20 protein-coding genes and 3 tRNA genes are annotated in these 22,488 nt (G+C 58.1%); 15 read left to right on the top strand and 8 right to left on the bottom strand.

Features of this window, described 5'->3' with window-relative positions:
* Nucleotides 1–110 precede the first annotated feature (110 nt).
* From AB5Y71_RS08540 to lrp, 4 genes are all read right to left on the bottom strand, one after another.
* Nucleotides 111–1,448: a replication-associated recombination protein A gene (locus tag AB5Y71_RS08540; RefSeq protein ID WP_021230553.1), complete on the bottom strand. Its 1,338-nt coding sequence runs from the start codon at nucleotides 1,446–1,448 to the stop codon at nucleotides 111–113.
* 76 nt (nucleotides 1,449–1,524) lie between these two features.
* Complete coding sequence (gene lolA, locus AB5Y71_RS08545; RefSeq protein ID WP_041202312.1) at nucleotides 1,525–2,133, bottom strand: outer membrane lipoprotein chaperone LolA; 609 nt, start codon at nucleotides 2,131–2,133, stop codon at nucleotides 1,525–1,527.
* Between the two features lie 80 nt (nucleotides 2,134–2,213).
* Entirely contained in the window at nucleotides 2,214–4,730 is a 2,517-nt protein-coding gene (locus AB5Y71_RS08550; RefSeq protein WP_368171389.1) for a DNA translocase FtsK 4TM domain-containing protein, read from the bottom strand.
* A gap of 202 nt (nucleotides 4,731–4,932) precedes the next feature.
* Complete coding sequence (gene lrp, locus AB5Y71_RS08555) at nucleotides 4,933–5,424, bottom strand: leucine-responsive transcriptional regulator Lrp (RefSeq protein WP_005300047.1); 492 nt, start codon at nucleotides 5,422–5,424, stop codon at nucleotides 4,933–4,935.
* Between the two features lie 150 nt (nucleotides 5,425–5,574).
* On the opposite strand from lrp, the gene ald reads away from it, so the two are divergent.
* The 3 genes from ald to AB5Y71_RS08570 all read left to right on the top strand — a co-directional run bounded on the left by ald (nucleotide 5,575) and on the right by AB5Y71_RS08570 (nucleotide 9,136).
* Complete coding sequence (ald, locus tag AB5Y71_RS08560) at nucleotides 5,575–6,690, top strand: alanine dehydrogenase (RefSeq protein ID WP_058059143.1); 1,116 nt, start codon at nucleotides 5,575–5,577, stop codon at nucleotides 6,688–6,690.
* A 185-nt stretch (nucleotides 6,691–6,875) separates the two neighbouring features.
* Nucleotides 6,876–7,826: a thioredoxin-disulfide reductase gene (trxB, locus tag AB5Y71_RS08565; RefSeq protein ID WP_019445530.1), complete on the top strand. Its 951-nt coding sequence runs from the start codon at nucleotides 6,876–6,878 to the stop codon at nucleotides 7,824–7,826.
* 62 nt (nucleotides 7,827–7,888) lie between these two features.
* Nucleotides 7,889–9,136: a diguanylate cyclase gene (locus tag AB5Y71_RS08570; RefSeq protein WP_368171390.1), complete on the top strand. Its 1,248-nt coding sequence runs from the start codon at nucleotides 7,889–7,891 to the stop codon at nucleotides 9,134–9,136.
* Between the two features lie 108 nt (nucleotides 9,137–9,244).
* Here AB5Y71_RS08570 and AB5Y71_RS08575 read toward each other — a convergent pair whose 3' ends face one another.
* Nucleotides 9,245–9,715: a glycine zipper 2TM domain-containing protein gene (locus AB5Y71_RS08575; RefSeq protein WP_005337104.1), complete on the bottom strand. Its 471-nt coding sequence runs from the start codon at nucleotides 9,713–9,715 to the stop codon at nucleotides 9,245–9,247.
* Between the two features lie 19 nt (nucleotides 9,716–9,734).
* Between AB5Y71_RS08575 and aat the strand changes: the two genes are divergently transcribed.
* The 3 genes from aat (at nucleotide 9,735) to infA (ending at nucleotide 11,442) form a co-directional block, all read left to right on the top strand.
* Nucleotides 9,735–10,442 carry a leucyl/phenylalanyl-tRNA--protein transferase gene (gene aat, locus AB5Y71_RS08580; protein WP_064336270.1) on the top strand — a complete coding sequence of 236 codons (708 nt, stop codon included), beginning with the start codon at nucleotides 9,735–9,737 and terminating at the stop codon, nucleotides 10,440–10,442.
* Complete coding sequence (locus AB5Y71_RS08585) at nucleotides 10,439–11,155, top strand: arginyltransferase (protein ID WP_019445526.1); 717 nt, start codon at nucleotides 10,439–10,441, stop codon at nucleotides 11,153–11,155. Before aat ends, AB5Y71_RS08585 begins: the two co-directional genes overlap by 4 nt.
* A 68-nt stretch (nucleotides 11,156–11,223) precedes the next feature.
* Nucleotides 11,224–11,442: a translation initiation factor IF-1 gene (gene infA, locus AB5Y71_RS08590; protein ID WP_005300033.1), complete on the top strand. Its 219-nt coding sequence runs from the start codon at nucleotides 11,224–11,226 to the stop codon at nucleotides 11,440–11,442.
* A gap of 68 nt (nucleotides 11,443–11,510) precedes the next feature.
* On the opposite strand, the gene clpA is transcribed toward infA, so the two are convergent.
* Nucleotides 11,511–13,766 (bottom strand): ATP-dependent Clp protease ATP-binding subunit ClpA, encoded by a 2,256-nt coding sequence (gene clpA, locus AB5Y71_RS08595; RefSeq protein ID WP_368171391.1) that lies wholly within the window; start codon nucleotides 13,764–13,766, stop codon nucleotides 11,511–11,513.
* Nucleotides 13,767–13,825: 59 nt separating this feature from the next.
* Nucleotides 13,826–14,143 (bottom strand): ATP-dependent Clp protease adapter ClpS, encoded by a 318-nt coding sequence (clpS, locus tag AB5Y71_RS08600; RefSeq protein WP_005337111.1) that lies wholly within the window; start codon nucleotides 14,141–14,143, stop codon nucleotides 13,826–13,828.
* 229 nt (nucleotides 14,144–14,372) lie between these two features.
* Between clpS and cspD the strand changes: the two genes are divergently transcribed.
* Nucleotides 14,373–14,591 (top strand): cold shock-like protein CspD, encoded by a 219-nt coding sequence (gene cspD / locus AB5Y71_RS08605; protein ID WP_005300025.1) that lies wholly within the window; start codon nucleotides 14,373–14,375, stop codon nucleotides 14,589–14,591.
* 117 nt (nucleotides 14,592–14,708) lie between these two features.
* On the opposite strand, the gene folD is transcribed toward cspD, so the two are convergent.
* Entirely contained in the window at nucleotides 14,709–15,563 is an 855-nt protein-coding gene (gene folD, locus AB5Y71_RS08610; RefSeq protein WP_005337113.1) for a bifunctional methylenetetrahydrofolate dehydrogenase/methenyltetrahydrofolate cyclohydrolase FolD, read from the bottom strand.
* A gap of 213 nt (nucleotides 15,564–15,776) precedes the next feature.
* On the opposite strand from folD, the gene AB5Y71_RS08615 reads away from it, so the two are divergent.
* From AB5Y71_RS08615 to AB5Y71_RS08650, 8 genes are all read left to right on the top strand, one after another.
* Nucleotides 15,777–15,853, top strand: a tRNA-Pro gene (locus AB5Y71_RS08615).
* Nucleotides 15,854–15,891: 38 nt separating this feature from the next.
* A tRNA-Arg gene (locus AB5Y71_RS08620) sits at nucleotides 15,892–15,968 on the top strand.
* A 52-nt stretch (nucleotides 15,969–16,020) separates the two neighbouring features.
* A tRNA-His gene (locus AB5Y71_RS08625) sits at nucleotides 16,021–16,096 on the top strand.
* A gap of 314 nt (nucleotides 16,097–16,410) precedes the next feature.
* On the top strand, nucleotides 16,411–17,121 hold the full coding sequence (gene rstA / locus AB5Y71_RS08630) for a two-component system response regulator RstA (protein ID WP_368171392.1): 711 nt from the start codon (nucleotides 16,411–16,413) through the stop codon (nucleotides 17,119–17,121).
* A gap of 21 nt (nucleotides 17,122–17,142) precedes the next feature.
* Nucleotides 17,143–18,468 carry a two-component system sensor histidine kinase RstB gene (gene rstB, locus AB5Y71_RS08635; protein ID WP_368171393.1) on the top strand — a complete coding sequence of 442 codons (1,326 nt, stop codon included), beginning with the start codon at nucleotides 17,143–17,145 and terminating at the stop codon, nucleotides 18,466–18,468.
* Between the two features lie 54 nt (nucleotides 18,469–18,522).
* Nucleotides 18,523–18,705: a hypothetical protein gene (locus AB5Y71_RS08640; protein WP_076494658.1), complete on the top strand. Its 183-nt coding sequence runs from the start codon at nucleotides 18,523–18,525 to the stop codon at nucleotides 18,703–18,705.
* Nucleotides 18,706–18,858: 153 nt separating this feature from the next.
* Nucleotides 18,859–21,408 carry a bifunctional lysylphosphatidylglycerol flippase/synthetase MprF gene (gene mprF, locus AB5Y71_RS08645; RefSeq protein ID WP_368171394.1) on the top strand — a complete coding sequence of 850 codons (2,550 nt, stop codon included), beginning with the start codon at nucleotides 18,859–18,861 and terminating at the stop codon, nucleotides 21,406–21,408.
* A gap of 11 nt (nucleotides 21,409–21,419) precedes the next feature.
* Entirely contained in the window at nucleotides 21,420–22,142 is a 723-nt protein-coding gene (locus tag AB5Y71_RS08650; RefSeq protein ID WP_368171395.1) for an AcvB/VirJ family lysyl-phosphatidylglycerol hydrolase, read from the top strand.
* Nucleotides 22,143–22,488: the final 346 nt, after the last annotated feature.

A 22,488-nucleotide genomic window follows, 5' to 3' on the forward strand; every position in this document is an offset into this window, starting at 1 on the left:
CCCCGCCCGAACAGGGACTATTTGTGTCGTTTTTACCGACTTTGGCATGCAAACCGTCCTGCATATTCAAACGCCTGACCAATTTTCAGCCATGCGAGGTAACAAAGGGGCTATTTGCCCCGTTGCTGCGGACTTTGCCTGTCCAGTTCATGGAGGTAATCGAGCTTCTGACCAATCTGCTTTTCAAGGCCGCGATCGGTGGGCTGGTAGTACTGCTTGCCCGCCAGCTCGGGCGGAAAATACTGCTCGCCAGCGGCATAGGCGCCCGGCTCGTCATGGGCATAGCGATACTCGGCGCCATAACCCAGATCGCTCATCAGCTTGGTCGGCGCATTGCGCAGATGTACCGGCACCTCGAAGTCAGGGAGGTTTTTGGCATCATGAAGCGCCGCCTTCCAGGCGGTATAGACCGCATTGCTTTTCGGGGCACAGGCGAGATAGACGATCGCCTGGGCGATGGCCCGCTCCCCTTCCGCCGGACCGATCCGATGGAAACAATCCCAGGCCGACAGGGCGACCTGCATGGCACGGGGATCGGCATTGCCCACATCTTCCGAGGCAATCGCCAGCAAGCGGCGGGCTATATAGAGGGGATCGCAACCGGCGCTCACCATGCGGGCATACCAGTAGAGCGCCGCATCCGGCGCCGAGCCGCGAATGGATTTGTGCACCGCCGAGATGAGGTCGTAGAAGTGATCGCCCCCCTTGTCGAAGCGGGCCACGTGCTCCCCCACCACGGCAGCGAGCAGGGCACTGTCGATCACCCGCGCCCCTGTGCTGTCGGTTTCGGCCATGTCGGCCAACAGCTCCAGATAGTTGAGGGATTTACGCCCGTCTCCATCCACCGCCTTGGCCAACGCCTCTTTGACGCCCGGGGCAAAGGTGAGTGCCGGATCATTGAGACCACGGGGATCGGTCATCGCCTGATCGAGCATGGCGAGGATATCGCTCTCCTCCAGTCGCTTGAGCAGATAGACCCGGGCTCGTGAGAGCAGTGCGTTGTTGAGTTCGAACGAGGGGTTTTCGGTGGTGGCACCGATAAAGGTGATGGTGCCATCTTCGATGTGAGGCAGGAACACATCCTGCTGGCTCTTGTTGAAGCGGTGCACCTCATCCACAAACAGGATGGTACGCACCCCGCGCCAGCTGTTCTCCTTCGCCTTGTCGATGGCGGCGCGGATCTCCTTGATACCGGAGGTAACCGCCGAGAGTCGCTCCACTTCCGCCTGACAGTAGTGAGCCATCAACTCCGCCAGCGTGGTCTTGCCGGTCCCGGGTGGCCCCCACAGGATCATCGAGTGGCAGTGACCCGCCAGGATCGCTTTGCGCAGGGGCTTGTCAGCCCCCAGGATATGTTGCTGACCGATATACTGGTCGAGGTTTTGCGGCCGCATCCGGGCCGCCAGCGGACGAAAGTCCGACGAGAAATCTAGCGACAAGTTACTCATCTGTATTGACCACCCAGCGTCACGTCACTCGCCTTTGACTGGCGCAGTGGCGAGCAATCCAACGACTGCTTGCTCATTAGCGCTGGTCGTCCAGCTCGACCCCCTTCGGGATCTTGAAAACAAATTCGTTGCCCTTGAGCACCGGCTTGCGGTTGAAGCTGCTCAGGGTGAATTCGCTCCACTGCCCTTGCGCCTCTTTCACATCGAAACGACTGATGTTGTCTTGTCTGTCGAAGGTGACACGGAAGGAGGCAATCAGCTCATCCTTGTTACGGCTGGTGACGGTATAGACATCCCCCTGCTGGGTCACGTCATAGTTCTTCCAGAACTTGTCGTCATTGCCGGCGATCAGAATAAAGGGGGTGTTGAGCACCGCATCTTTCAGCTTGAGGGCTGTCACCTGCTCGACGAAGGGATCATAGACCCAGACATCCTGACCATCGGCCACGATCAGGCTCTCGTCCGGCGAGGTGGTGTGCCAGTTGAAACGGTTTGGCCGCTGCACCAGCAGGTCGCCGCTGGCCTTTTGCAGCTCCTTGCCCTTGCTGTCATAGACGGTCTGGGCAAATTTGGCGGAGAAGAGGCTCACCCCCGCCAGCTTCTGTTTGAGATCGCTGGCCGCATCGGCCCACACCTGGCTGCTGGCCATCAGCAGCACGGTACCCATCAACAGTTGTTTTTTCATCACGCTCTTCATAAAGACGCTCTCGATAAAAGGCCACGCCCGCGGAGGGCATGGCCAGGGATAGTATGAAACGGTGAGGCTTAGTCCCGCACCGGCGGCGGTGCCAGCACGTCGCGCTGACCATTGCCACCCGGTGAGCTGACGATGCCCTGATTCTCCATCTGCTCGATGAGACGGGCTGCCCGGTTGTAACCAATCTTGAACTTGCGCTGGACGCTGGAGGTCGAGCCACGGCGGGACTCCACCACGAAAGCAACCGCTTCGTCGAACAGGGGGTCGAGCTCTTCATCGCCACCACTGCCATATTCGCCGCTGCCACCTTCGCCACCCGACTCACCGGAGAGGATCTCCTCGATGTAGTTCGGCTCGCCGCGCAGTTTCCAGTCCGCCACCACCTTGTGCACTTCGTGATCATCGACGAACGCACCGTGTACGCGGGTCGGGTTGGAGGTCCCAGCCGGCATGTAGAGCATGTCGCCCATACCGAGCAGAGATTCGGCGCCGCCCTGATCGATGATGGTGCGCGAGTCGATCTTGCTCGACACCTGGAACGAAATACGGGTCGGGATGTTGGCCTTGATAAGACCGGTAATGACATCCACCGACGGACGCTGGGTCGCCAGAATGAGGTGAATACCGGCGGCCCGCGCCTTCTGGGCGATACGGGCGATCAGCTCTTCCACCTTCTTGCCGACGATCATCATCATGTCGGCAAATTCGTCCACCACCACCACGATGTGGGGCAGCTTCTCCAGCTCCGGCGGCATCTGATCCATGGAGTCACCCGGGCGCCACAACGGATCCAGCAGGGGTTCTCCCTCCTCGATGGCGGCCAGTACCTTGTCGTTGTAGCCCTTGAGGTTACGCACCCCGACCGCCGACATCAGCTTGTAACGGCGCTCCATCTCGCCCACACACCAGCGCAGGGCGTTGGCGGCGTCCTTCATGTCGGTCACCACCTCGGTCAGCAGGTGCGGGATCCCTTCGTAGACCGAGAGTTCCAGCATCTTGGGGTCGATCATGATAAAGCGCAGATCATCGGGGGATGACTTGTAGAGCATCGAGATGATCATGGTGTTGACCCCCACCGACTTACCTGAACCTGTGGTACCGGCCACCAGCAGGTGCGGCATCTTGGCCAGGTTCACCACCACCGGCTCGCCGGCGATGTCCTGACCCAGGCCCATGGTGAGCGGGTTGCGGCTATCGCGGAAGGCATCGCAGTCGAGGGTTTCGCGCAGGTAAACGGTCTGGCGCACCCGGTTGGGCAGCTCGATCCCCACATAGGTTTTACCCGGGATCACTTCCACCACCCGCACGCTGCTGGCAGAGAGGGAGCGGGCCAGATCGCGCGAGAGGTTGGTGATCTTGCTCGCCTTCATACCCGGCGCCAGATCCAGCTCGAAACGAGTAATGACCGGGCCCGGATAGACACCGACCACCTTGGCCTGCACGTTGTAGTCGGCAAGCTTGGCCTCCACCAGACGGCCCATGCGATCCAGCTCATCCTTGCTCATCATCTGGGTCTTGGCGGGTGGACGGTCGAGCAGCTCGATGCTAGGCAACGGCGGCATTGTTGACTGCGGACGACGCTTGGGCTTGGTCGGTGCGACTGCAACAGGTACGGCGATCTCGTCGTCCCCTTCGGCCCACGGCAGATCCAGATCGTCCTCATCATCGTCATCGGCCACAGCCAGTACCGGCTGACGGCGCCCATTGGCAGCCGCCACCGCACGTTTCGGCTTGGCAGCCGGAGTCGGCTCATCATCTTCATCATCAAACTGTGGGTCGAACTCGAAGGTATCGTCGTCGAGTTCCGGCAGCCACTCTTCGGCGGCAGCCTTCTGATTCTTGGCCTTGGGCTTGCGAGTCCAGCTGGTGTGCGGCTCATCTTCCTCATCATCAAACGCGATGGCCCCTACCCCGCCTTCCAGCAAGGGATCCGGCCCCTCGTTGCGGGGTTGACGCCAGCCACCGGTCAGCCAGCGACCGAGGGTGGTCGGGAAGTGGTAAACAGCGCTGACCGAACCGGTACAGGCCGCACCGATCTGCTCGACGATGGTGAGCCAGGACCAGCCGGTAAACAGGGTGATGCCGGTTGCCACGAAGCAGAGCAGCATCAGGTTGGCCCCGACGCCGCCAAACAGCGGCACCACTGCAGAAGCGATCACATCCCCCACCAGACCACCGGCGGAGAAGTTCTGCATATCGTTGAAGTTCATGCTGGCAATGGCCGACATGCCGAGCACGGTCAGGATAAAGCCGATGATCCGCACCCCCAGGGTGAGGTAATCCACATCAAGCAGACGGCTCGGACGCCAGAACAGACTCCAGCCCAGCAGTACCACCAGCGGCGGCACCAGATAGGAGAAAGCACCAAAGGTAAACATGGTGATGTCGGCGAGCCAGGCACCGGCACTACCGGCGAGGTTCTTCACCTCCCCTTGCCAGGAGGTCTGGGACCAGCCGGGATCAGCGGGATGATAGGACAACAGGGCAAGCAGAAGATAAGCAGCCATCAGGGTGATGGCGATCAAGACGGCTTCGAAGATCCGTTGTGTACCTGATAAAGGAGTAAACAGCTTTTTATCGGCCAAACTCCGGCTCCTTTCTGAAAACATGTAATGCAGGAAATAAGGGGGCCTAGTATCCCCGAAAAGCCCATCGATTGTCAGCCAGAGCCTGATGGGACGGGGCCATATTTGCAATTATCTTTACAAGAAGAAACGAGCGGACCGGCCGCTCGTTTCTGACTGTCATGGTGTCTCATATGGAAAAGATACCACGGCATAACCTGCTTTATCGGGTGCTGATCACCAGACGACTGCTCTGCTTGACCTCTTCCATCACCACATAGGTGCGGGTGTCATTGACACCGGGCAGACGCAGCAGGGTTTCCCCCAACAGACGGCGGTAAGCCGACATGTCGCTGACTCGGGTCTTGAGCAGATAGTCGAAGTCACCGGAAACCAGATGACACTCCTGGATCTCTTCGAGTACCTGAACAGCCTTGTTGAACTGTTCAAACACATCAGGCGCCCCGCGATTGAGGGTTATCTCTACGAACACCAGCAGAGATGCGTCCAGATAATGAGGGTTCAGAATAGCGGCATATCCTTCGATATAACCTTGTCGCTCGAGGCGACGAACCCGTTCCAGACACGGTGTAGGACTCAGGCCAACTCGCTTGGACAACTCAACATTCGAAATCCTGCCATCCTTTTGCAGTTCATTAAGAATGTTGCGGTCAATCCTGTCCAAATCCTTTAGCCGACTCTTAGCTTCCATCATTTTATTCCATCCTTTGGCTATTTTTTGGTAAGAATCACCAGTCATTTTATAATTATGGTCACAAATCCTGTCAATACCTGAATATACTAGGCGCAAATGTTGGTTAACATTTTGGCAACATGAAACACCAATCTATAGACGAGGGATAGCATGATTATCGGTGTACCTAAAGAGATAAAAAACCATGAATACCGCGTAGGCATGGTTCCGGCCAGTGTACGTGAACTGACAGCACGAAACCATACTGTTTTCGTCCAAAGCGGTGCCGGAAACGGCATTGGCTTCAGCGATGCAGATTATATCGCTGTTGGAGCCGAAATTTTGGCCTCTGCTGCAGAGGTTTTCGCCAAAGCCGAGATGATCGTCAAGGTCAAGGAACCTCAGCCTGTCGAATGTGCCATGCTGCGTCCGGGTCAAACCCTGTTCACCTATCTGCATCTGGCGCCAGACTTGCCCCAGACCGAAGCCCTGCTGAAAAGCGGCGCCATCTGTATCGCCTATGAAACCGTCACCGACGGCCGTGGCGGCCTGCCCCTGCTGGCCCCCATGTCAGAAGTTGCCGGACGCATGTCTATTCAGGCGGGTGCCCAAGCGCTGGAAAAATCGCGCGGTGGTAGCGGTGTGCTGCTCGGCGGCGTACCCGGTGTCGAACCGGCCAAGGTGGTGATCATCGGTGGCGGCGTGGTCGGCTCCAATGCGGCCCGCATGGCCATTGGCCTGCGCGCGGATGTCACCATCCTCGATAACAACGTCGATACCCTGCGCCGTCTCGATAACGAGTTCCAGGGAGCGGCCAAGGTGGTCTACTCCAACAGCGAGACGCTGGAACGCCATCTGCTGGCGGCCGATCTGGTCATCGGCGGCGTGCTGGTGCCGGGTGCCACTGCGCCAAAACTTGTCAGCCGTGACCACATTGCGCGCATGAAGCCGGGTTCTGCCATCGTCGATGTGGCCATCGATCAGGGCGGCTGTGTGGAAACCTCCCACGCCACCACCCACCAGGATCCGACCTATATCGTCGATGAGGTGGTGCACTACTGTGTCGCCAACATGCCAGGGGCGGTGGCCCGCACCTCGACCGTGGCGCTCAACAATGCCACCCTCCCCTTTATCATCAAGCTGGCCCAACAAGGGTATCGTCAGGCACTGCTGAGCGACCCCAACCTGTTGCACGGGCTCAACGTGATGGAGGGCAAGCTCACCTGCAAGGAAGTGGCCGTGGCGCATGGCCTTGCCTACACGGATCCCCTGACCCTGCTGAACTGATCTGCTCTGGCCTGCGCCAGTTGGAGATGAGTGAAAATCCGCCCGCGATGGGCGGTTTTTTTATTCCTTTATTTTGCATGTCACCCCTTGTGAACACGATTAGTGCAATCGACTCACCAGCCTTTGACCCCGGATCACGAATTACCTACAATCGCGCAAACTCATCACATCCCGGAAATGACATCATGAGCCAAGTCACTCACAGCAAATTGCTGATCTTAGGGTCAGGCCCGGCCGGTTACACCGCGGCCGTCTACGCCGCCCGCGCCAACCTCAATCCCCTGCTCATCACCGGCATGCAGCAAGGGGGTCAGCTGACCACCACCACCGAAGTGGAAAACTGGCCCGGTGATCCGGAAGGCCTGACCGGCCCGGCCCTGATGGAGCGCATGAAAGAGCATGCAGAGAAGTTCGATACCCGCATCCTGTTTGATCACATCAACAGTGTCGAACTGACTCAGCGCCCGTTCCGCCTCAAAGGAGACAACGGCGAATACACCTGCGATGCCCTGATCATCGCGACCGGCGCCTCCGCCAAGTATCTGGGTCTGCCCTCCGAAGAGGCCTTCAAGGGGCGCGGCGTCTCCGCTTGTGCCACCTGTGACGGTTTCTTCTACCGTAATCAGGAAGTGGCGGTGATCGGCGGCGGCAACACCGCCGTTGAAGAAGCCTTGTATCTGGCCAACATCGCCAAGAAGGTGCACCTGATCCACCGACGCGACGAATTCCGTGCCGAGAAGATCCTGATCAAGCGTCTGCACGACAAGGTCGCGAGCGGCAATATCGTGCTGCACACCCACCAGACCCTGGACGAAGTGCTGGGCGATCAGATGGGTGTCACCGGTGTGCGCCTGCGCAACACTCAGGACAACAGCACCAGCGAGCTGCCACTGATGGGTGTCTTCATCGCCATCGGCCACCAGCCCAATACCCAGATCTTCGATGGCCAGCTGGAGATGCAAAACGGCTATCTGAAGGTACGGGGCGGCCTCGACGGTTTTGCCACCCAGACCAGCATTGAAGGTGTCTTCGCTGCCGGCGATGTGGCCGACCACAACTACCGTCAGGCGATCACCTCTGCCGGTACCGGCTGCATGGCAGCCCTCGATGCCGAACGCTACCTCGACGCGCAATAAACAAGCGCAGTTGTGATATAAGGCATACCAGTCGGTATGCCTTTTTTATTTAAAGGAGTCTAATGAAACAGAAGATATTGATTGTCGAAGATAGCCTGACCATCCGCCGTATGCTGACTCAGGCCATTGCCCAGCAAACTGGCCTCGAGATTGACGCCTTCGATACCCTCGAAGGCGCCCGTCACTGTCGGGGCGAAGAGTATGTGGTCGCGCTGGTGGACCTGACCTTGCCGGATGCGCCCCGTGGCGAAGCGGTCAACGAGCTGCTGGCTCGAGGTTTGCCGGTGGTGATCCTCACTGCCGACATCAGCGAAGATAAACGTGCCGCCTGGCTGGAAACCGGCGTGCTGGACTATGTGATGAAGGATTCGCGCCACTCGCTGCAATATGCCGTTAGTCTGGTGCACCGCCTCTATCTCAACCAGTCGATCGAAGTGCTGGTGGTCGACGACTCACGCACCTCCCGTCACCGCACCATGGCCCAGTTGCGCAAGCAGTTGTTGCAGGTGCATGAGGCCAGTCATGCCCGTGAAGCGATGGCGATGCTGGAGCAACACCCGGACATCCGGCTGGCGCTGGTCGACTACTATATGCCGGATATCGATGGCATCAGTCTGGTGCGGATGCTGAGAGAGCGTTACAGCAAGCAGCAGCTTGCGATTATCGGGATCTCGGTCTCGGACAAGCGCGGTCTCTCTGCTCGCTACCTCAAGCAAGGCGCCAACGACTTTCTCAACCAGCCGTTCGAGCCGGAAGAGCTGCAGTGTCGGGTCAGCCACAATCTGGAAGCCCTCGAGCAGTTCAACAGCATTCAGGAGTCAGCCAATCGTGACTACCTGACCGGTCTCTACAATCGGCGCTACTGGTTCAACGAAGGGCAAAAATGGTTTGAAGAGCATCAGCGCCAGCAGACGCCTATGGCACTCTGTGTGCTCGATGTGGATCACTTCAAGCAGGTCAACGATCACTGGGGCCATGCCATCGGCGATCAACTGCTCTGCCATCTGACCCGGCTACTGACCCAGTTCTTCCCCGATGCCATGATCGCCCGCTTTGGCGGAGAGGAGTTTGCCATGATGGTGCCTCACTGTACCGTCCCCGTGTTGATCAAGCGTCTTGAAGGGCTGCGTCAGCAGCTGCGCCAGCAACCTTTGTCACCGGAAACCCCGCTCTTTGTTCGCGCCAGTTACGGCGTGATCAGCGTCGGGCGGATATCCATGGACGAGGCGCTGAGCGTAGCGGATCGGCTGCTCTATCAGGCAAAGAACACCGGTCGCGACAAGATAGTCTCTCAAGAGATAACTATCTGAATCCTCAGGGCATCAGTCCCGTGTATTACCGCCCGACAGACTTTCCGGCAGGAGAGTCTGCGGGTTCCTTTCCTGCCACAGTCTCCCCATCACCGAGACTATCGAAAGTCAGTAAGTCTTGTCGACCCGCACCCCATCATCGAAGTAGAGAATGCGCACCTTGTCCCCATTGGCAAAGACCATGGCGGGATCATAATCCTGGATCACGTTGATAAGGGCATTTTGCTCGTTGCGGATCAGCAGCTCCACCAACTTGTTTTCCACCACGGTTCCCCCGGACTGGTATTGCTGCGCAGCCGCAGCTCCCGCGAGCGCGCCGACGGCGGTGGCGATTTCACGGCCATGACCGCCGCCAAACTGGTTCCCCAGCAGGCCGCCCAACACGGCACCACCCAGCGTCTTCCAGCCAGAGTGCTCTGACTCCAGGATCTGGCGCTGGGTAATATTGCGCACCGTTTCGACCTGACCAAACACCACCTGATTGACCGGCCGCGCGGTATTGCGCTGGTAGACCTCCGCCCCGGCGGGCGCCGTGACAAAACAGAGCAAGCTGGATACTATCAGGATAATGGCCTTCATCTATGAACCTCGTTGCCTTATGTCTCGCTATCTTACCCAACTGGATGATGAGCTTTGCTGGTTTCCCGACCCCAGCCATGCGCTGGAAGAGCCCAACGGCTTGCTGGCGATCGGCGGGGATCTCTCCCCTGCCAGATTGCTGGCAGCTTACCACAAGGGGATCTTCCCGTGGAATGAACCCCACCAACCGACCCTGTGGTGGTCACCGGATCCCCGCGGGGTGATCCGTCCCGACCAACTCCATGTGGGGCGGACACTGCAGAAGATTATCCGCCGAACCCCATTCGATATTTCCGTCAATCGCGCCTTTAATGAAGTCATTACTGCCTGCGCCGCCCCTCGTCGCACTGCCGATGGCACCTGGATCAGCCAACCCATGATCGATGCCTACCAGCAGTTGCACCGGCTGGGTCATGCCCACTCTATCGAGATCTGGCAAGGGGGAGAGCTGCAAGCGGGGCTGTATGGCCTATCTATCGGCCGACTGTTTTGCGGTGAATCCATGTTCAGCCGGATTGATAACGGCGCCAAACTTGCCATGGTGGCACTCTGTCGCCACTTCGCCCGCCATCACGGCGCCCTCATCGATTGCCAGATGCAAAACCCGTTTCTGGCGACCCTGGGTATCGAGGAGTGGCCAAGGGCCCGTTTTCTGGCCGAGCTGGCACGCCTTGGCCATCAACCACTATTGGCTTCCTGCTGGCAAGAGGGGGAAATCAGCCTATGACTGAAGAAGTGATCCTAAAAGTAGGGCTGACTCCCAAGCATCCCTGCAGTTATTTGGACCATGAACAGGAGCAGTTGCTGGTGCTGATGGATCACAATCTGCTCAACGCCAACGGTTACGAGCGATTGTTGACTGCCGGTTTTCGCCGCAGTGGCAACGACATCTATCGCCCCCACTGCCCGGCGTGCCATGCCTGCCAATCCCTTCGTATTCACAGCGAGCGCTTTCGCCCCAGCCGCGGCCAGAAACGGATCCGCCAGCTCAACAGGGATATCGAGATCGTCCTGAGTTACGATGACAAGCCCGAGTATTACCTGCTCTACGAACGTTATATCCGCGAACGCCACCACGATGGCAGCATGTATCCCCCCAACCGCAGCCAGTATCGTGGGTTTCTCCATTGTGACTGGATGCCGCCGCTCTACCTGGAGATGCGCAAAGAGGGCCGCCTGATCGGTGTCGCTACCACAGACCTGCTGCCCCACTCCTTAAGCGCCATGTACACCTTCTTCGACCCCGATTATGCCGATCGCTCCCTGGGCACCTTTGCCATCCTCTGCCAGCTCGATCTGGCCAGGCGAACCGGGCGAAGCTGGCTCTATCTTGGCTATCTGGTGGAGGCGTGTCGCAAGATGAATTACAAGCGCAATTATCTCCCTCATGAGCTGTTAATTCAGGGGGAATGGAAAAATATCGACACCAAGCCCGAGTAAACTTTACACATAGCCTTAAATCCGGCATGATCCAGCGGTTTTTTGTTGTGGCTTATCAAGAGGATTCAATGGCTAAAGAAGACAGTATTGAGATGCAGGGCACTATTCTCGAAACCCTGCCCAATACCATGTTCCGTGTGGAACTGGAGAATGGTCACGTGGTTATCGCTCATATTTCAGGCAAGATGCGCAAAAACTACATTCGTATCCTGACTGGAGACAAAGTAACGGTAGCACTGACTCCCTACGATCTCTCCAAGGGACGTATTGTTTTCCGCTCTCGCTAAGCCAGGAATTCAGCAAAAAACCCCAACCTTTCGGTTGGGGTTTTTTGTCGTTTTCTGATCACTGACGCTTAGTGGGAAACAGCTTCAACATTGACCTGAAAATCAAAGCTGAGGCTGTCATTTACCAACTCAACCTTCACTATCCCCCCGTCAACCAGTGAACCAAACAGGATCTCGTTGGCCAGGGGTTTCTTGAGGTGCTCCTGGATTACCCGACCCATCGGTCTGGCCCCCATGGCTCTGTCATACCCCTTCTCCGCCAACCAGTGGCGGGCACGCTCGGACACCTCGAGAGAAACTCCCTTCGCATCCAGTTGAACCTGCAATTCGACAATGAACTTGTCGACCACCTGATGGATCACCGTCATATCGAGATGGTTGAACCAGATGGTGTGATCAAGCCGGTTACGGAACTCCGGACTGAAGGTCTTGTTGATCACCGCCATGGCATCGTGGCTCAAATCCTGTTGCTGGAAGCCAATCGCTTTGCGTTGGGTCTCCTGCACACCGGCGTTGGTAGTCATCACCAAAATGACGTTACGGAAATCCGCCTTGCGCCCGTTGTTATCGGTCAAGGTGCCGTTGTCCATCACCTGCAACAGCAGATTGAATACGTCCGGGTGAGCCTTCTCTATTTCGTCAAGCAACACGACGGAATGAGGGTGTTTGATCACCGCATCGGTCAGTAAACCACCCTGCTCAAAACCGACATAGCCGGGAGGCGCACCAATCAGGCGTGAGACGGTGTGGCGTTCCATGTACTCGGACATATCAAAGCGCAGCATCTCGACACCCAATGCCTTGCCCAACTGCTGGGTCACCTCTGTTTTACCAACGCCGGTAGGACCGGCAAACAGGAAGCAACCAACCGGGCGACGCTCGTTACCCAAACCTGAACGAGAGAGGCGAATCGCATCGGTCAGCACCTCGATGGCTTTATCCTGACCAAAGACCACCATCTTCAGATTGCGTTCCAAGTTCTTCAGTACTTCTTTATCTGAAGAGGAGACTGATTTTTCCGGAATGCGGGCGATCTTGGCCACAATGGACTCAATTTCCTGCACATTGATCACTTTCTTGCGCTTGCTCGCAGGCAGCAACCGTTGACCGGCGCCCGCCTCGTCGATCACATCGATCGCCTTGTCGGGTAGGTGACGATCATTGATGTACTTGGCAGAGAGCTCGGCAGCTGCACGGATCGCCTTGGCGGTATAGCGTACGCCGTGGTGAGCTTCATAGCGACTCTTGAGCCCCATCAGGATGCGCGTGGTGTCATCGATAGTCGGCTCAACAATATCGATCTTCTGGAAGCGACGGGCCAGCGCACGGTCTTTCTCGAAGATCTGGGCGTACTCCTGATAAGTGGTGGATCCCACACAGCGGAGCAAACCATTGGAGAGCAGTGGCTTGATCAGGTTGGCTGCATCCAGCTGACCACCGGAAGCAGCACCGGCACCAATGATGGTATGGATCTCGTCGATAAAGAGGATGGCCCCTTCCTGACGCTCAATCTGCTTGAGCAGTACCTTGAGGCGCTTCTCGAAATCACCACGGTATTTGGTGCCCGCCAGCAGAGAACCCATATCCAGCGAATAGATGGTACTGCCCGCAATCACCTCGGGGACATCCCCCTTGACGATGCGATAGGCCAGACCTTCGGCAATGGCGGTTTTACCCACGCCCGCTTCACCCACAAGCAGCGGGTTGTTCTTGCGACGACGGCAGAGCACCTGAATGGTACGGTTGAGCTCCTGATCACGGCCAATCAACGGATCGATGCGCCCTTCCAGCACCAGCTGGTTCAGGTTGGTGGCAAAGCTCTCGATCTGGGCGGTCGAAACATCATCATCAGACTCGGGATTGTTATTGCTGCCGAGATCAGGCTTGTTGTCCTTGCGCACCCCGTGGGAGAGGAAATTGACGACGTCGAGACGGCTGATCTCGGCTTTTTTCAGGAAATAGGCAGCTTGTGACTCCTGCTCACTGAAGATAGCGACCAGCACGTTGGCGCCGCTGACTTCGGTATTGCCGGAGGATTGCACATGGAAGACGGCACGCTGCAACACACGCTGGAAGCCCAGTGTCGGCTGGGTTTCACGATCTTCATCATCGCGCGGTATGAGCGGAGTAGTTTGGGTGATGAATGCGCGGATCTCCTTGCGCATCTGCTCGACATCGGCACCACAGGAGCTCAGCGCCTCATGGGCTGAACTGTTATCCAGAAGGGCTAACAACAGGTGCTCGACGGTCATGAATTCGTGGCGCTCGTCACGGGCCAGTTTGAAAGCCTCGTTCAGCGTCTTTTCTAGATCTTTATTCAACATAGGCACCTCCCCTAGTACAGCTACAATGTGGTGTCACACTTGCCATCAAGTCATCAGATTCAAGCCTTTTCCATAGTACAGAGCAGTGGATGTTCGTTGTTACGTGCATAGGTGTTGACCTGGACAACTTTGGTTTCGGCGATCTCTGCGGTAAACATGCCGCAGACACCCTTACCACTATAATGCACACTCAGCATGACCTGAGTCGCCTTGTCCAAATCCATACCAAAGAACTTTTGCAGCACCTCCACCACAAACTCCATGGGTGTGTAGTCATCGTTGTTCAACACAACCTTATACATGGGTGGCGGCTGCAGCTTTGTTTTCTCTGCTTCTGCAATCTCTTCATTAGCAAAGAGTTCTTTCTGCTTGCTCATAATCGCGCTTTGGTACCTCTAGATTACTACCGTCTAACACAAGGTTGTCAATAGACTTGTTAACCAGATCACATCAGCTGTTAACAACTTCTTGACTCGCTCAAAAGTTAGACTAGATTGGTTACTTGCTAATCTGTGCCCGTCTGCTATGGGCCCATGTCCCTAGTTATAAAGGGCTGGCGCAGGTTACTCAACGACTTCTGGGTAATCAATAAAAGGATGTAGAAGTATGGCAACCGGCACAGTTAAGTGGTTTAACAACGCAAAAGGATTTGGGTTTATCTGTCCGGAAGGGGGCGGTGAGGATATCTTCGCTCACTACTCCACGATTCAAATGGAGGGCTACAAGACCCTGAAAGCGGGTCAGGCTGTCAATTTTGAACTGCAACAGGGGCCGAAAGGAAATCACGCCTCTGTGATTGTGCCAAACGAAGCACAAAATATGTAAATAACGCCCGTTGGATAAATAAAAAACCGGTTCCTCTCTGAGCAACCGGTTTTTTATTGTCAGATTTCTGGCGAATCCTGCCTCCTCACGGGATCACAGGGTTATCACCAGCCATGATCAGTCGTGATATTCACTGCAGGCGATCAGGGTATTTTCCATCAGGCTGGCGACCGTCATCGGGCCCACGCCACCGGGTACCGGGGTAATGAAGGAGGCATGGCTGCGCGCCGTCTCAAACTCCACATCCCCGACCAGCGAGCCATCAGCCAGGCGATTGATGCCCACATCGATTACCAGTGCCCCCGGTTTGATCCACTCGCCAGGTATGAAGTTGGGCTTGCCAACCGCAACAACTAGCAGATCGGCACGGCGTACCTGCTCTTCCAGATCCCGCGTAAAACGATGGCAGGTCGTGGTTGTGCAGCCCGCCAGCAACAATTCGAGGGTCATGGGACGCCCCACTATGTTGGACGCTCCCACCACGACCGCATGCAGACCATGCGTCTTCACGCCAGTGGTCTCGATCAGCGTCATGATCCCTTTCGGAGTGCAGGGGCGCAGCGCCGGAATACGTTGGGCCAGACGGCCGACGTTATACGGGTGGAATCCATCTACATCCTTGTCAGGCTGGATCCGCTCCAGCACCTGAGTGGTATCAAAGTGATCCGGCAACGGCAACTGAACCAGAATGCCATCTACGTGGCTATCCGCATTCAGCTGGTCAATCAGCGCCAGCAGCTCTTCCTGACTGGCAGTGGCACTCAGGTCATAGGAGCGGGAGAGAAAACCCACCTCCTCGCACGCCCGACGTTTGCTGCCGACATAGACCTGAGAGGCGGGATCCGCCCCCACCAGAATGACTGCCAGCCCTGGAGCCCGTTTCCCTGCCGCCAACCGCTGTTGGACTTGCGCCGCGACCTGGCTGCGAATCGTTTGCGCAACCTGTTTTCCATCTATGATTTTGGCAGACATCGTTCTCCACTCACCATGTGTTCAACTGCCGCGCATTGTCGCATTTTTTTAGCCGGGATGTTAGCGGCAGACGCACGCCAGACCGGTAGCGGGCAATAAGTAGGCACTTGAATTTACTGGGGGAAAAAGTCGTTGACGCTGGCCCTTACGCTTGGCTATGATGCCCGCCCGTTGCCCAGTACGACTCTTGTCGATATGCTGGTCAGGGATTTTCGGTGATTAGCGCAGTCCGGTAGCGCATCTGGTTTGGGACCAGAGGGTCAAAGGTTCGAATCCTTTATCACCGACCATGTTCATCGACTCGTCGTCAATGACGTGTTGATACAAAGCGCCCTTAGCTCAGTTGGATAGAGCAACGGCCTTCTAAGCCGTGGGTCGCAGGTTCGAATCCTGCAGGGCGCGCCATTAATGCTCCCCTTTCCTTTTGGATTGGCAAGCGTTGATGAAAATTTCAGTGGTGGCTGTAGCTCAGTTGGTAGAGTCCCGGATTGTGATTCCGGTTGTCGTGGGTTCGAGCCCCATCAGCCACCCCATTATTCTGTCGATAATCGCCGCAACGTGATGTCCATCGACTTGGTGCAGTGACCTTCTGGTCTGCTCCGCGAAAAACCGGCCTTGGCCGGTTTTTTGTTTTGTGCCAGGCAGCGCCTTGCCTTGTCTACAAGGCCATCATCCTCTAGATCGATAAACGCGGCTCCGTCCATGTGTCACGATTCGCGCCTCACCATCGATGACACAACCACGCTCCCCCGCACACCAGCCTGCCCGGTTCTTTTTCTGTATTTCCCAAGCGCCATTGATATGCTGATCGCTCTTCTTCTCTCCTGCTTTCCGTTGGAGCTTTTCTATGCAACGCATTCTTTTTGTCGAAGATGATCCCGAGATTGGCCAGCTCATCAGCAGTTGGCTCGGTCGCCACGATATGGACGTGATCCTCGAGCCCAGAGGGGACATGGCACTGGCCCGGGTAGAAGCCGAACAGCCCGATCTGGTGCTGCTCGATATCATGTTGCCGGGGCAGGATGGCATGTCCCTCTGTCGGGATCTGCGGCCGCGCTTCGACGGCCCCATCGTAATGCTCACCTCGCTGGATAGCGACATGAACCAGATCCTGAGTCTGGAGCTGGGCGCCAACGACTACATCCTTAAAACCACCCCGCCCCCCGTGCTACTGGCCAGACTGAGGGTGCAGTTTCGCCAGCACCAGCAAGCATCAACCCAACCGGCAGCCACCAGTAGCGTTCCTCAGCAACTGCAATTTGGTCTGCTCCGGGTGGATGGTCCGGGGCGAGATGTGCGGCTCGATGGCGAGAGCATTGCTCTCTCGACCGCCGACTTTGATCTGCTGTGGGAGCTCGCCTGCCACGCGGGCCAAATCTTGAGTCGGGAAGCCCTCTTTCGCAGCTTGCGCGGCCGGGAGTACGACGGTCAGGATCGCAGCATGGATGTGGCCATCTCCCGCCTGCGCCGCAAACTGGGTGATAACCCCGACAACCCGACCCGGATCAAGACGGTGCGCCAGAAAGGCTACCTCTTCGTCCTCCACGCCTGGGAATAACCCTCTTTCGGGAGCACCGCCATGCGCCGTCTCTTTATCCAATTCTATCTGTTGCTGATCGGCTGCTTCACCTTGGCCATCCTGCTGGTTGGCGTGGTCTATCAGGTGACCGCCGAACGGGCGGGTGATCGCTATCTCGAACGCATGATGCAAGGCTCCCTTGGCCTGTTGACCGGCGAGTTGGCAAGAACCCCGCCAGAGCGCTGGCCCGATCGGCTGGCCGAGCAGAGCAGTCAGTTTACCCTCCCCCTCAAGATCGGCGAGCTGGTGCGCCAGCCCCTGGCCAGCGAGGATCAGGCCTTTCTGGCCGCTGGCAATATTGTCATCGTCGAGGAGGATGACACCTTCCTGCAGCGCATCCCCGATACCGACCGGGTGCTGATTGTCGGCCCTGTACCCTACCTCTCCTATCTGCACGAGCTGCACTGGGTCGATGTGGGGCTGCTGCTGGTGATCGGCCTCTCTCTCGGCCTGCCCATCCTTCTGTGGTTGCGTCCCCACTGGCGCGGCTTGCAGCAGTTAGAGCAAACCGCACGTCGCGTAGGCGATGGGGATCTCTCCTGCCGAACCAATCTGCCACCGGGAAGCAGTCTGGCCCGGGTGGGACGTACCTTCGATCAAATGGCGACCCAATTGCAGGCCATGATTGCCAGCCGCAAGCAACTGACCGATGCCATCGCCCACGAGTTGCGCACCCCGCTGGTCCGGTTGCGCTATCGGCTTGCCATGCTCGATCCTGCCCCTGCCGAGCAGGAACAGCAGGCGCTGGAGCGAGATCTGGGGGCGCTGGACTCGCTTATCGAAGAGATGCTCACCTACGCCAAGCTGGATAGACCCGAGTTGCCGTTGCAACAGGACGAGCTTGAGCTCAGCCACTGGGCACAAGCGCATCTCGGCGACTGGCAAGCGCTGGCCCCCGAAAAGAAGCTCACCCTCGATCTGCCGCCACGTCACATGCCCTGGTGCGGCGATCAGCGTCTGCTGACCCGCGCGGTGGAGAACCTGATCGGCAATGCTCTGCGCTACGCCAAGAGCGAGGTTACCCTCTCCATCTCGCGGCTACAGGAGAACTATCTGCTGGAGGTGAGCGACGATGGACCGGGGATCGATCCGGCGCTGGCGCCCCAGATCTTCGAGCCGTTCGTACGCCTTGATCAGAGCCGGGATCGTCGCACCGGCGGCACTGGTTTGGGGTTGGCCATCGTGCGCAGCATTGCCCGTCATCACGGGGGGGATGTGGCGTTGCTGGCCAGTGACCACGGCGCCCGCTTCTGCCTCACCCTGCCTGTACATTTGGATACAAACCGTCACCAACCGCTCACTGAAGGGCCGCTGCAACCGTCATAGGATGACTGTCATGGAGAACGCTCCATAACATCAACCCGAATAAGGAAATTGAACATGAAAAAGATCATTCCCCTGACCCTGGCAGCCGTCTTCGCCCTCACTTCCGGTTTCACCATGGCGGCCACTCCGACCAAGACAGCCACACCGCAGGCGACCCAGACCAAGGTGGTGAAAAAACACCATAAAACCACCCACGCCAAGACCCCTGCCGTCAAAGTCGCGCCGAAAACCAAGTGATCCAACCGGTCACTGGATAACACAGAGGGAGGCTGACGCCTCCCTTTCCATCTCTTCCCGAAATATTCCTGACGAGCGCCTCCCTCGTCCAAACCGGATCCACGACCCGGCTCCCCCTTTGCGGGAAACGGTCAATGACCACAGGAACATGACATGTGGCGTCATCTGCTTAAATGGCTCGGCCCCTTGTGCAGCTTGCTGCTGCTCGGCACCGCACTGACCGTGCTGTATCACCTGACTCAGGCATGGCACTGGCACGATATTCGTGTGGCCATCTGGTCCCAACCCCTGCCGCGACTGGCGGGCGCCCTGTTGCTGACCCTGCTCAGTTATGGTTGCCTCTGCAGCTATGACATGCTGGCGCTCCATGCGCTGGGCAAGCGCCTTCCCTGGCAACAGGTCAGCATCACCTCCTTTATCGCCTACACCTTCTCCAACACCCTGGGATTTGCCCTGCTGACCGGCACCTCGGTACGCTATCGGCTCTACTCAGCTCTCGGTCTGGCGACCGGTGAGGTAGCCCGAGTGGTGCTGTTCTGCTCCATCACCTTTTTCCTCGGCCTGCTGGCGTGGGGAGGTGGCGCCCTACTGACCTGCGATGTATCACAGCTGCTGCCTGACTGGCCGCAGTGGGCAGATACCCTGCTCAGGCTGGCGGGCGTCATGGCTCTGCTGTTGGTCACCTGCTACCTCTGCTGGCCCACACACCGTCTCTCCTGGCGCGAACACAGCCTGATCCTGCCCGGCTTCAAAGTACGTCTGTTGCAACTGTTGGTCGCGCTGGCCGACTGGATGGCCGCCGCCGCCGTGCTGTTTGTGCTGTTGCCCGCCGATAGCGTCCCCTACCCTGTGCTGCTCAGTGCCTTCGTGCTGGCCAGCTTCCTCGGGGTGCTGGCCCACGTGCCGGGCGGGATCGGGGTGTTCGAAGCGAGCATGAGCCTGTTGCTGGCTAACTACCTGCCAACCGACAAGCTGCTCGCCTCGCTGCTGCTCTATCGCTGCATCTATTACCTGCTTCCCTTTCTCTGTGCCCTGCTGCTCTTTGCGAGTCAGGAGATGCTGCAACAAAAAGCGCGCTGGCAGCGGCTACAGGGGCTGATGAGCGCGGTGCGCGAATTTCTGCCTGCCCTTATCAGCATGGGCACCTTCGCCGCCGGCAGCCTGCTGCTCTGCTCGGGGATGATCCCGACCATGCGCAGCCACATCGAGGTGTGGCTGCAGGTGTTGCCGCTCCACCTGCTCGAGCTCTCCCACGTGCTCGGCAGCGTGAGCGGTATTCTCCTGATCCTGCTGGCGCGCAGCCTCTATCGCCGTCACGACGCCGCATTTCGCATCACCCAGCTGCTGCTGGCACTGGGGATCGCCTTCTCCCTGCTCAAGGGGGGTGACTGGGAGTCAGCCCTGCTGCTCGGCAGCTTCCTGCTCATCATGACCCCCTGCCGCTCCCTCTTCTATCGCAAGGGGTCGCTGCTCTATCCCCAGTACACCCCGGGCTGGCTCATCTCGGTCGGCGCCGTGCTGCTGGGAGCCCTGTGGCTGCTGCTCTTCTCATACCGTCAGGTGGAGTATGACCACGCCCTCTGGTTCCACTTCTCGCCCCACGGCGGGGCTGCCCGCGGCCTGCGCGCCATGGGGAGCGTGGTGGCCGTGCTGGCCGTAGCCGGGGTTGCCCAGCTGCTTGCGCCGCTACGCGTGGTCGGTGAAAAGCCGGACAAGGAGACGCTGGCGCGCGCTCACGAGCTGGTGGTGCGCGAAGGGGGGATCCACGGCTATCTGGCCCAGCTACAGGACAAGTCCCTGTTATTCCACCCCGCCGGCGATGCCTTTTTGATGTATGGCATCGAGGGCAACAGCTGGATCGTGATGGGAGATCCGGTCGGTCGCCCCGAGCTGATTGAAGAGCTGATCTGGCAATTTAGAGAGCGGTGCGACGAGCACGACGCCAACCCGGTCTTTTATCAGGTCTCGGCCCGCTATCTTCCACTCTATCTGGAGCTGGGGCTGATCCCCTTCAAGCTTGGTGAAGAGGCGATGGTCGATCTGGCTACCTTCGATCTGGCGGGCAGCCGCCTGCGCAACCTGCGCCAGAGCCACGCCAAGGGCAAGCGGGAAGGGCTGACCTTCGAGGTGGTCGAGGCAGGTGCCGTGGCCCCCCTGCTGCCCAGATTGCAGACCGTCTCCGATACCTGGCTGCAGAGCAAGATGGGCAAGGAGAAGGGCTTCTCGGTCGGCCGCTTCGAGCCTGACTACCTGACCTTGAGCCCGGCTGCGCTGGTGTGGCACGAGGGGCAGATTGTCGGCTTTGCCAACCTCTGGGTGAGCGACAACAAGGAGACCCTCTCCATCGATCTGATGCGCTACAGCCTGGATACCGGCACCGCCCCCATCATGGATTTTCTCTTTGTCGAGCTGCTGCTGTGGGGTAAGGCGCAGGGGTACGCCAGCTTCAATCTGGGGATGGCCCCCATGTCCGGCTTCAACGATCATCCGCTCAACAGCTACTGGGCCCGCCTTGGCAATACCCTGTTCGTCCGTGGCAGCCGTTTTTACAACTTTCAGGGGCTCAGACGCTACAAGGGAAAATTTTCGCCCCGCTGGGAACCCCGCTACCTGCTCTGCAGCAGCAAGCTGGTACTGCCCAGAACCCTGACTCACCTGATCACCCTGATTAGCCGCGGCCCGCTGGGGCTGATCAAGAAATAGGAGCATGGCCAATGAGAGCCTTGATATTGCTGTTACTCAGTCTCGTACTGCCCGTTTCATCTTTTGCGGCGCACGCCGCCCCGGTCAAGGATGACCTGAGCCTGATTGAGCTGCCGGTCAAGCAGCCTTCCGACGCCCCCATGGTGGTGTTTCTCAGCGGCGATGGCGGCTGGGCGGCCCTTGACAAGGGGTTGAGCGCCCAGTTTCAGCTGCACGGCTTGCCGGTCGTGGGCTGGAGCTCCCTCACCTACTACTGGAAGAAGAAAACCCCGGAGCAGGTGACCGCCGATCTGGAGCGGATCCTCGATGATTACCAGACTCGCTGGCCGCGCCCCCGCTGGCTGCTGGTCGGCTTCTCGTTTGGTGCCGAGATTGTCCCCTTCGTCATCAACCGGTTGCCGGAGCACTATCGTCAGGGGCTGATCGGTGCCGTGATGCTCTCCCCCTCCACCAGCTCGGACTTCGAGATCCATGTCAGCGACATGCTGACCCACAAGGCCCGCAGCTACCCGACCGAGCCGCAGGTGAAGACCATCCGGGATCTGCCGATGCTCTGCCAGCAAGGAGCCGATGACGATGACGGCGACCGCCTCTGCCCCCGTCTCAACCAACCCAACGTCACGACCGTCACCCTGCCGGGTGGCCACCACTTTGAGGATGATTACCCGGTGCTCTATCAGGCCATCACCAAGCATCTGAACCTGCCCCCGGATCCGCAGCCTGTGGAGCATTAACCAGTATCACCACGGGATGCCTTTCAAGTACCGAGCAGGGCAAATCAGCGAGCAATGAAAAGGGCCTCTCTTTCGAGAGGCCCTTTAACTGAATTCGACAGCAAGTTTGACAGGATCAGGCTTGGGTTCGGCAGCAAGATCAGAGCGGCTTTTCACTACGATTAGTCAATCGGCTCAACCAGATGCTGGGCTATCAACAATGAGGATTTGCAGTCCTATGCTGACAACCGCTCGGGATTGCGCCATAAAACAAAAGCCCTGATGTTTCCATCAGGGCTTTGCAATGTGGCGGTGAGGGAGGGATTCGAACCCTCGATACGTTGCCGTATACACACTTTCCAGGCGT

It is taken from the genome of Aeromonas sp. R9-2 (genome assembly GCF_040908025.1).
Lineage (GTDB): Bacteria > Pseudomonadota > Gammaproteobacteria > Enterobacterales > Aeromonadaceae > Aeromonas > Aeromonas veronii.

Coding starts and splice junctions, on each gene's coding strand:
- AB5Y71_RS08540 (WP_021230553.1), bottom strand. CDS start 1,448: ATGAGTAACTTGTCGCTAGATTTCTCGTCGGACTTTCGTCCGCTGGCG.
- lolA (WP_041202312.1), bottom strand. CDS start 2,133: ATGAAAAAACAACTGTTGATGGGTACCGTGCTGCTGATGGCCAGCAGC.
- lrp (WP_005300047.1), bottom strand. CDS start 5,424: ATGATGGAAGCTAAGAGTCGGCTAAAGGATTTGGACAGGATTGACCGC.
- ald (WP_058059143.1), top strand. CDS start 5,575: ATGATTATCGGTGTACCTAAAGAGATAAAAAACCATGAATACCGCGTA.
- trxB (WP_019445530.1), top strand. CDS start 6,876: ATGAGCCAAGTCACTCACAGCAAATTGCTGATCTTAGGGTCAGGCCCG.
- AB5Y71_RS08570 (WP_368171390.1), top strand. CDS start 7,889: ATGAAACAGAAGATATTGATTGTCGAAGATAGCCTGACCATCCGCCGT.
- AB5Y71_RS08575 (WP_005337104.1), bottom strand. CDS start 9,715: ATGAAGGCCATTATCCTGATAGTATCCAGCTTGCTCTGTTTTGTCACG.
- aat (WP_064336270.1), top strand. CDS start 9,735: ATGTCTCGCTATCTTACCCAACTGGATGATGAGCTTTGCTGGTTTCCC.
- AB5Y71_RS08585 (WP_019445526.1), top strand. CDS start 10,439: ATGACTGAAGAAGTGATCCTAAAAGTAGGGCTGACTCCCAAGCATCCC.
- infA (WP_005300033.1), top strand. CDS start 11,224: ATGGCTAAAGAAGACAGTATTGAGATGCAGGGCACTATTCTCGAAACC.
- clpA (WP_368171391.1), bottom strand. CDS start 13,766: ATGTTGAATAAAGATCTAGAAAAGACGCTGAACGAGGCTTTCAAACTG.
- clpS (WP_005337111.1), bottom strand. CDS start 14,143: ATGAGCAAGCAGAAAGAACTCTTTGCTAATGAAGAGATTGCAGAAGCA.
- cspD (WP_005300025.1), top strand. CDS start 14,373: ATGGCAACCGGCACAGTTAAGTGGTTTAACAACGCAAAAGGATTTGGG.
- folD (WP_005337113.1), bottom strand. CDS start 15,563: ATGTCTGCCAAAATCATAGATGGAAAACAGGTTGCGCAAACGATTCGC.
- rstA (WP_368171392.1), top strand. CDS start 16,411: ATGCAACGCATTCTTTTTGTCGAAGATGATCCCGAGATTGGCCAGCTC.
- rstB (WP_368171393.1), top strand. CDS start 17,143: ATGCGCCGTCTCTTTATCCAATTCTATCTGTTGCTGATCGGCTGCTTC.
- AB5Y71_RS08640 (WP_076494658.1), top strand. CDS start 18,523: ATGAAAAAGATCATTCCCCTGACCCTGGCAGCCGTCTTCGCCCTCACT.
- mprF (WP_368171394.1), top strand. CDS start 18,859: ATGTGGCGTCATCTGCTTAAATGGCTCGGCCCCTTGTGCAGCTTGCTG.
- AB5Y71_RS08650 (WP_368171395.1), top strand. CDS start 21,420: ATGAGAGCCTTGATATTGCTGTTACTCAGTCTCGTACTGCCCGTTTCA.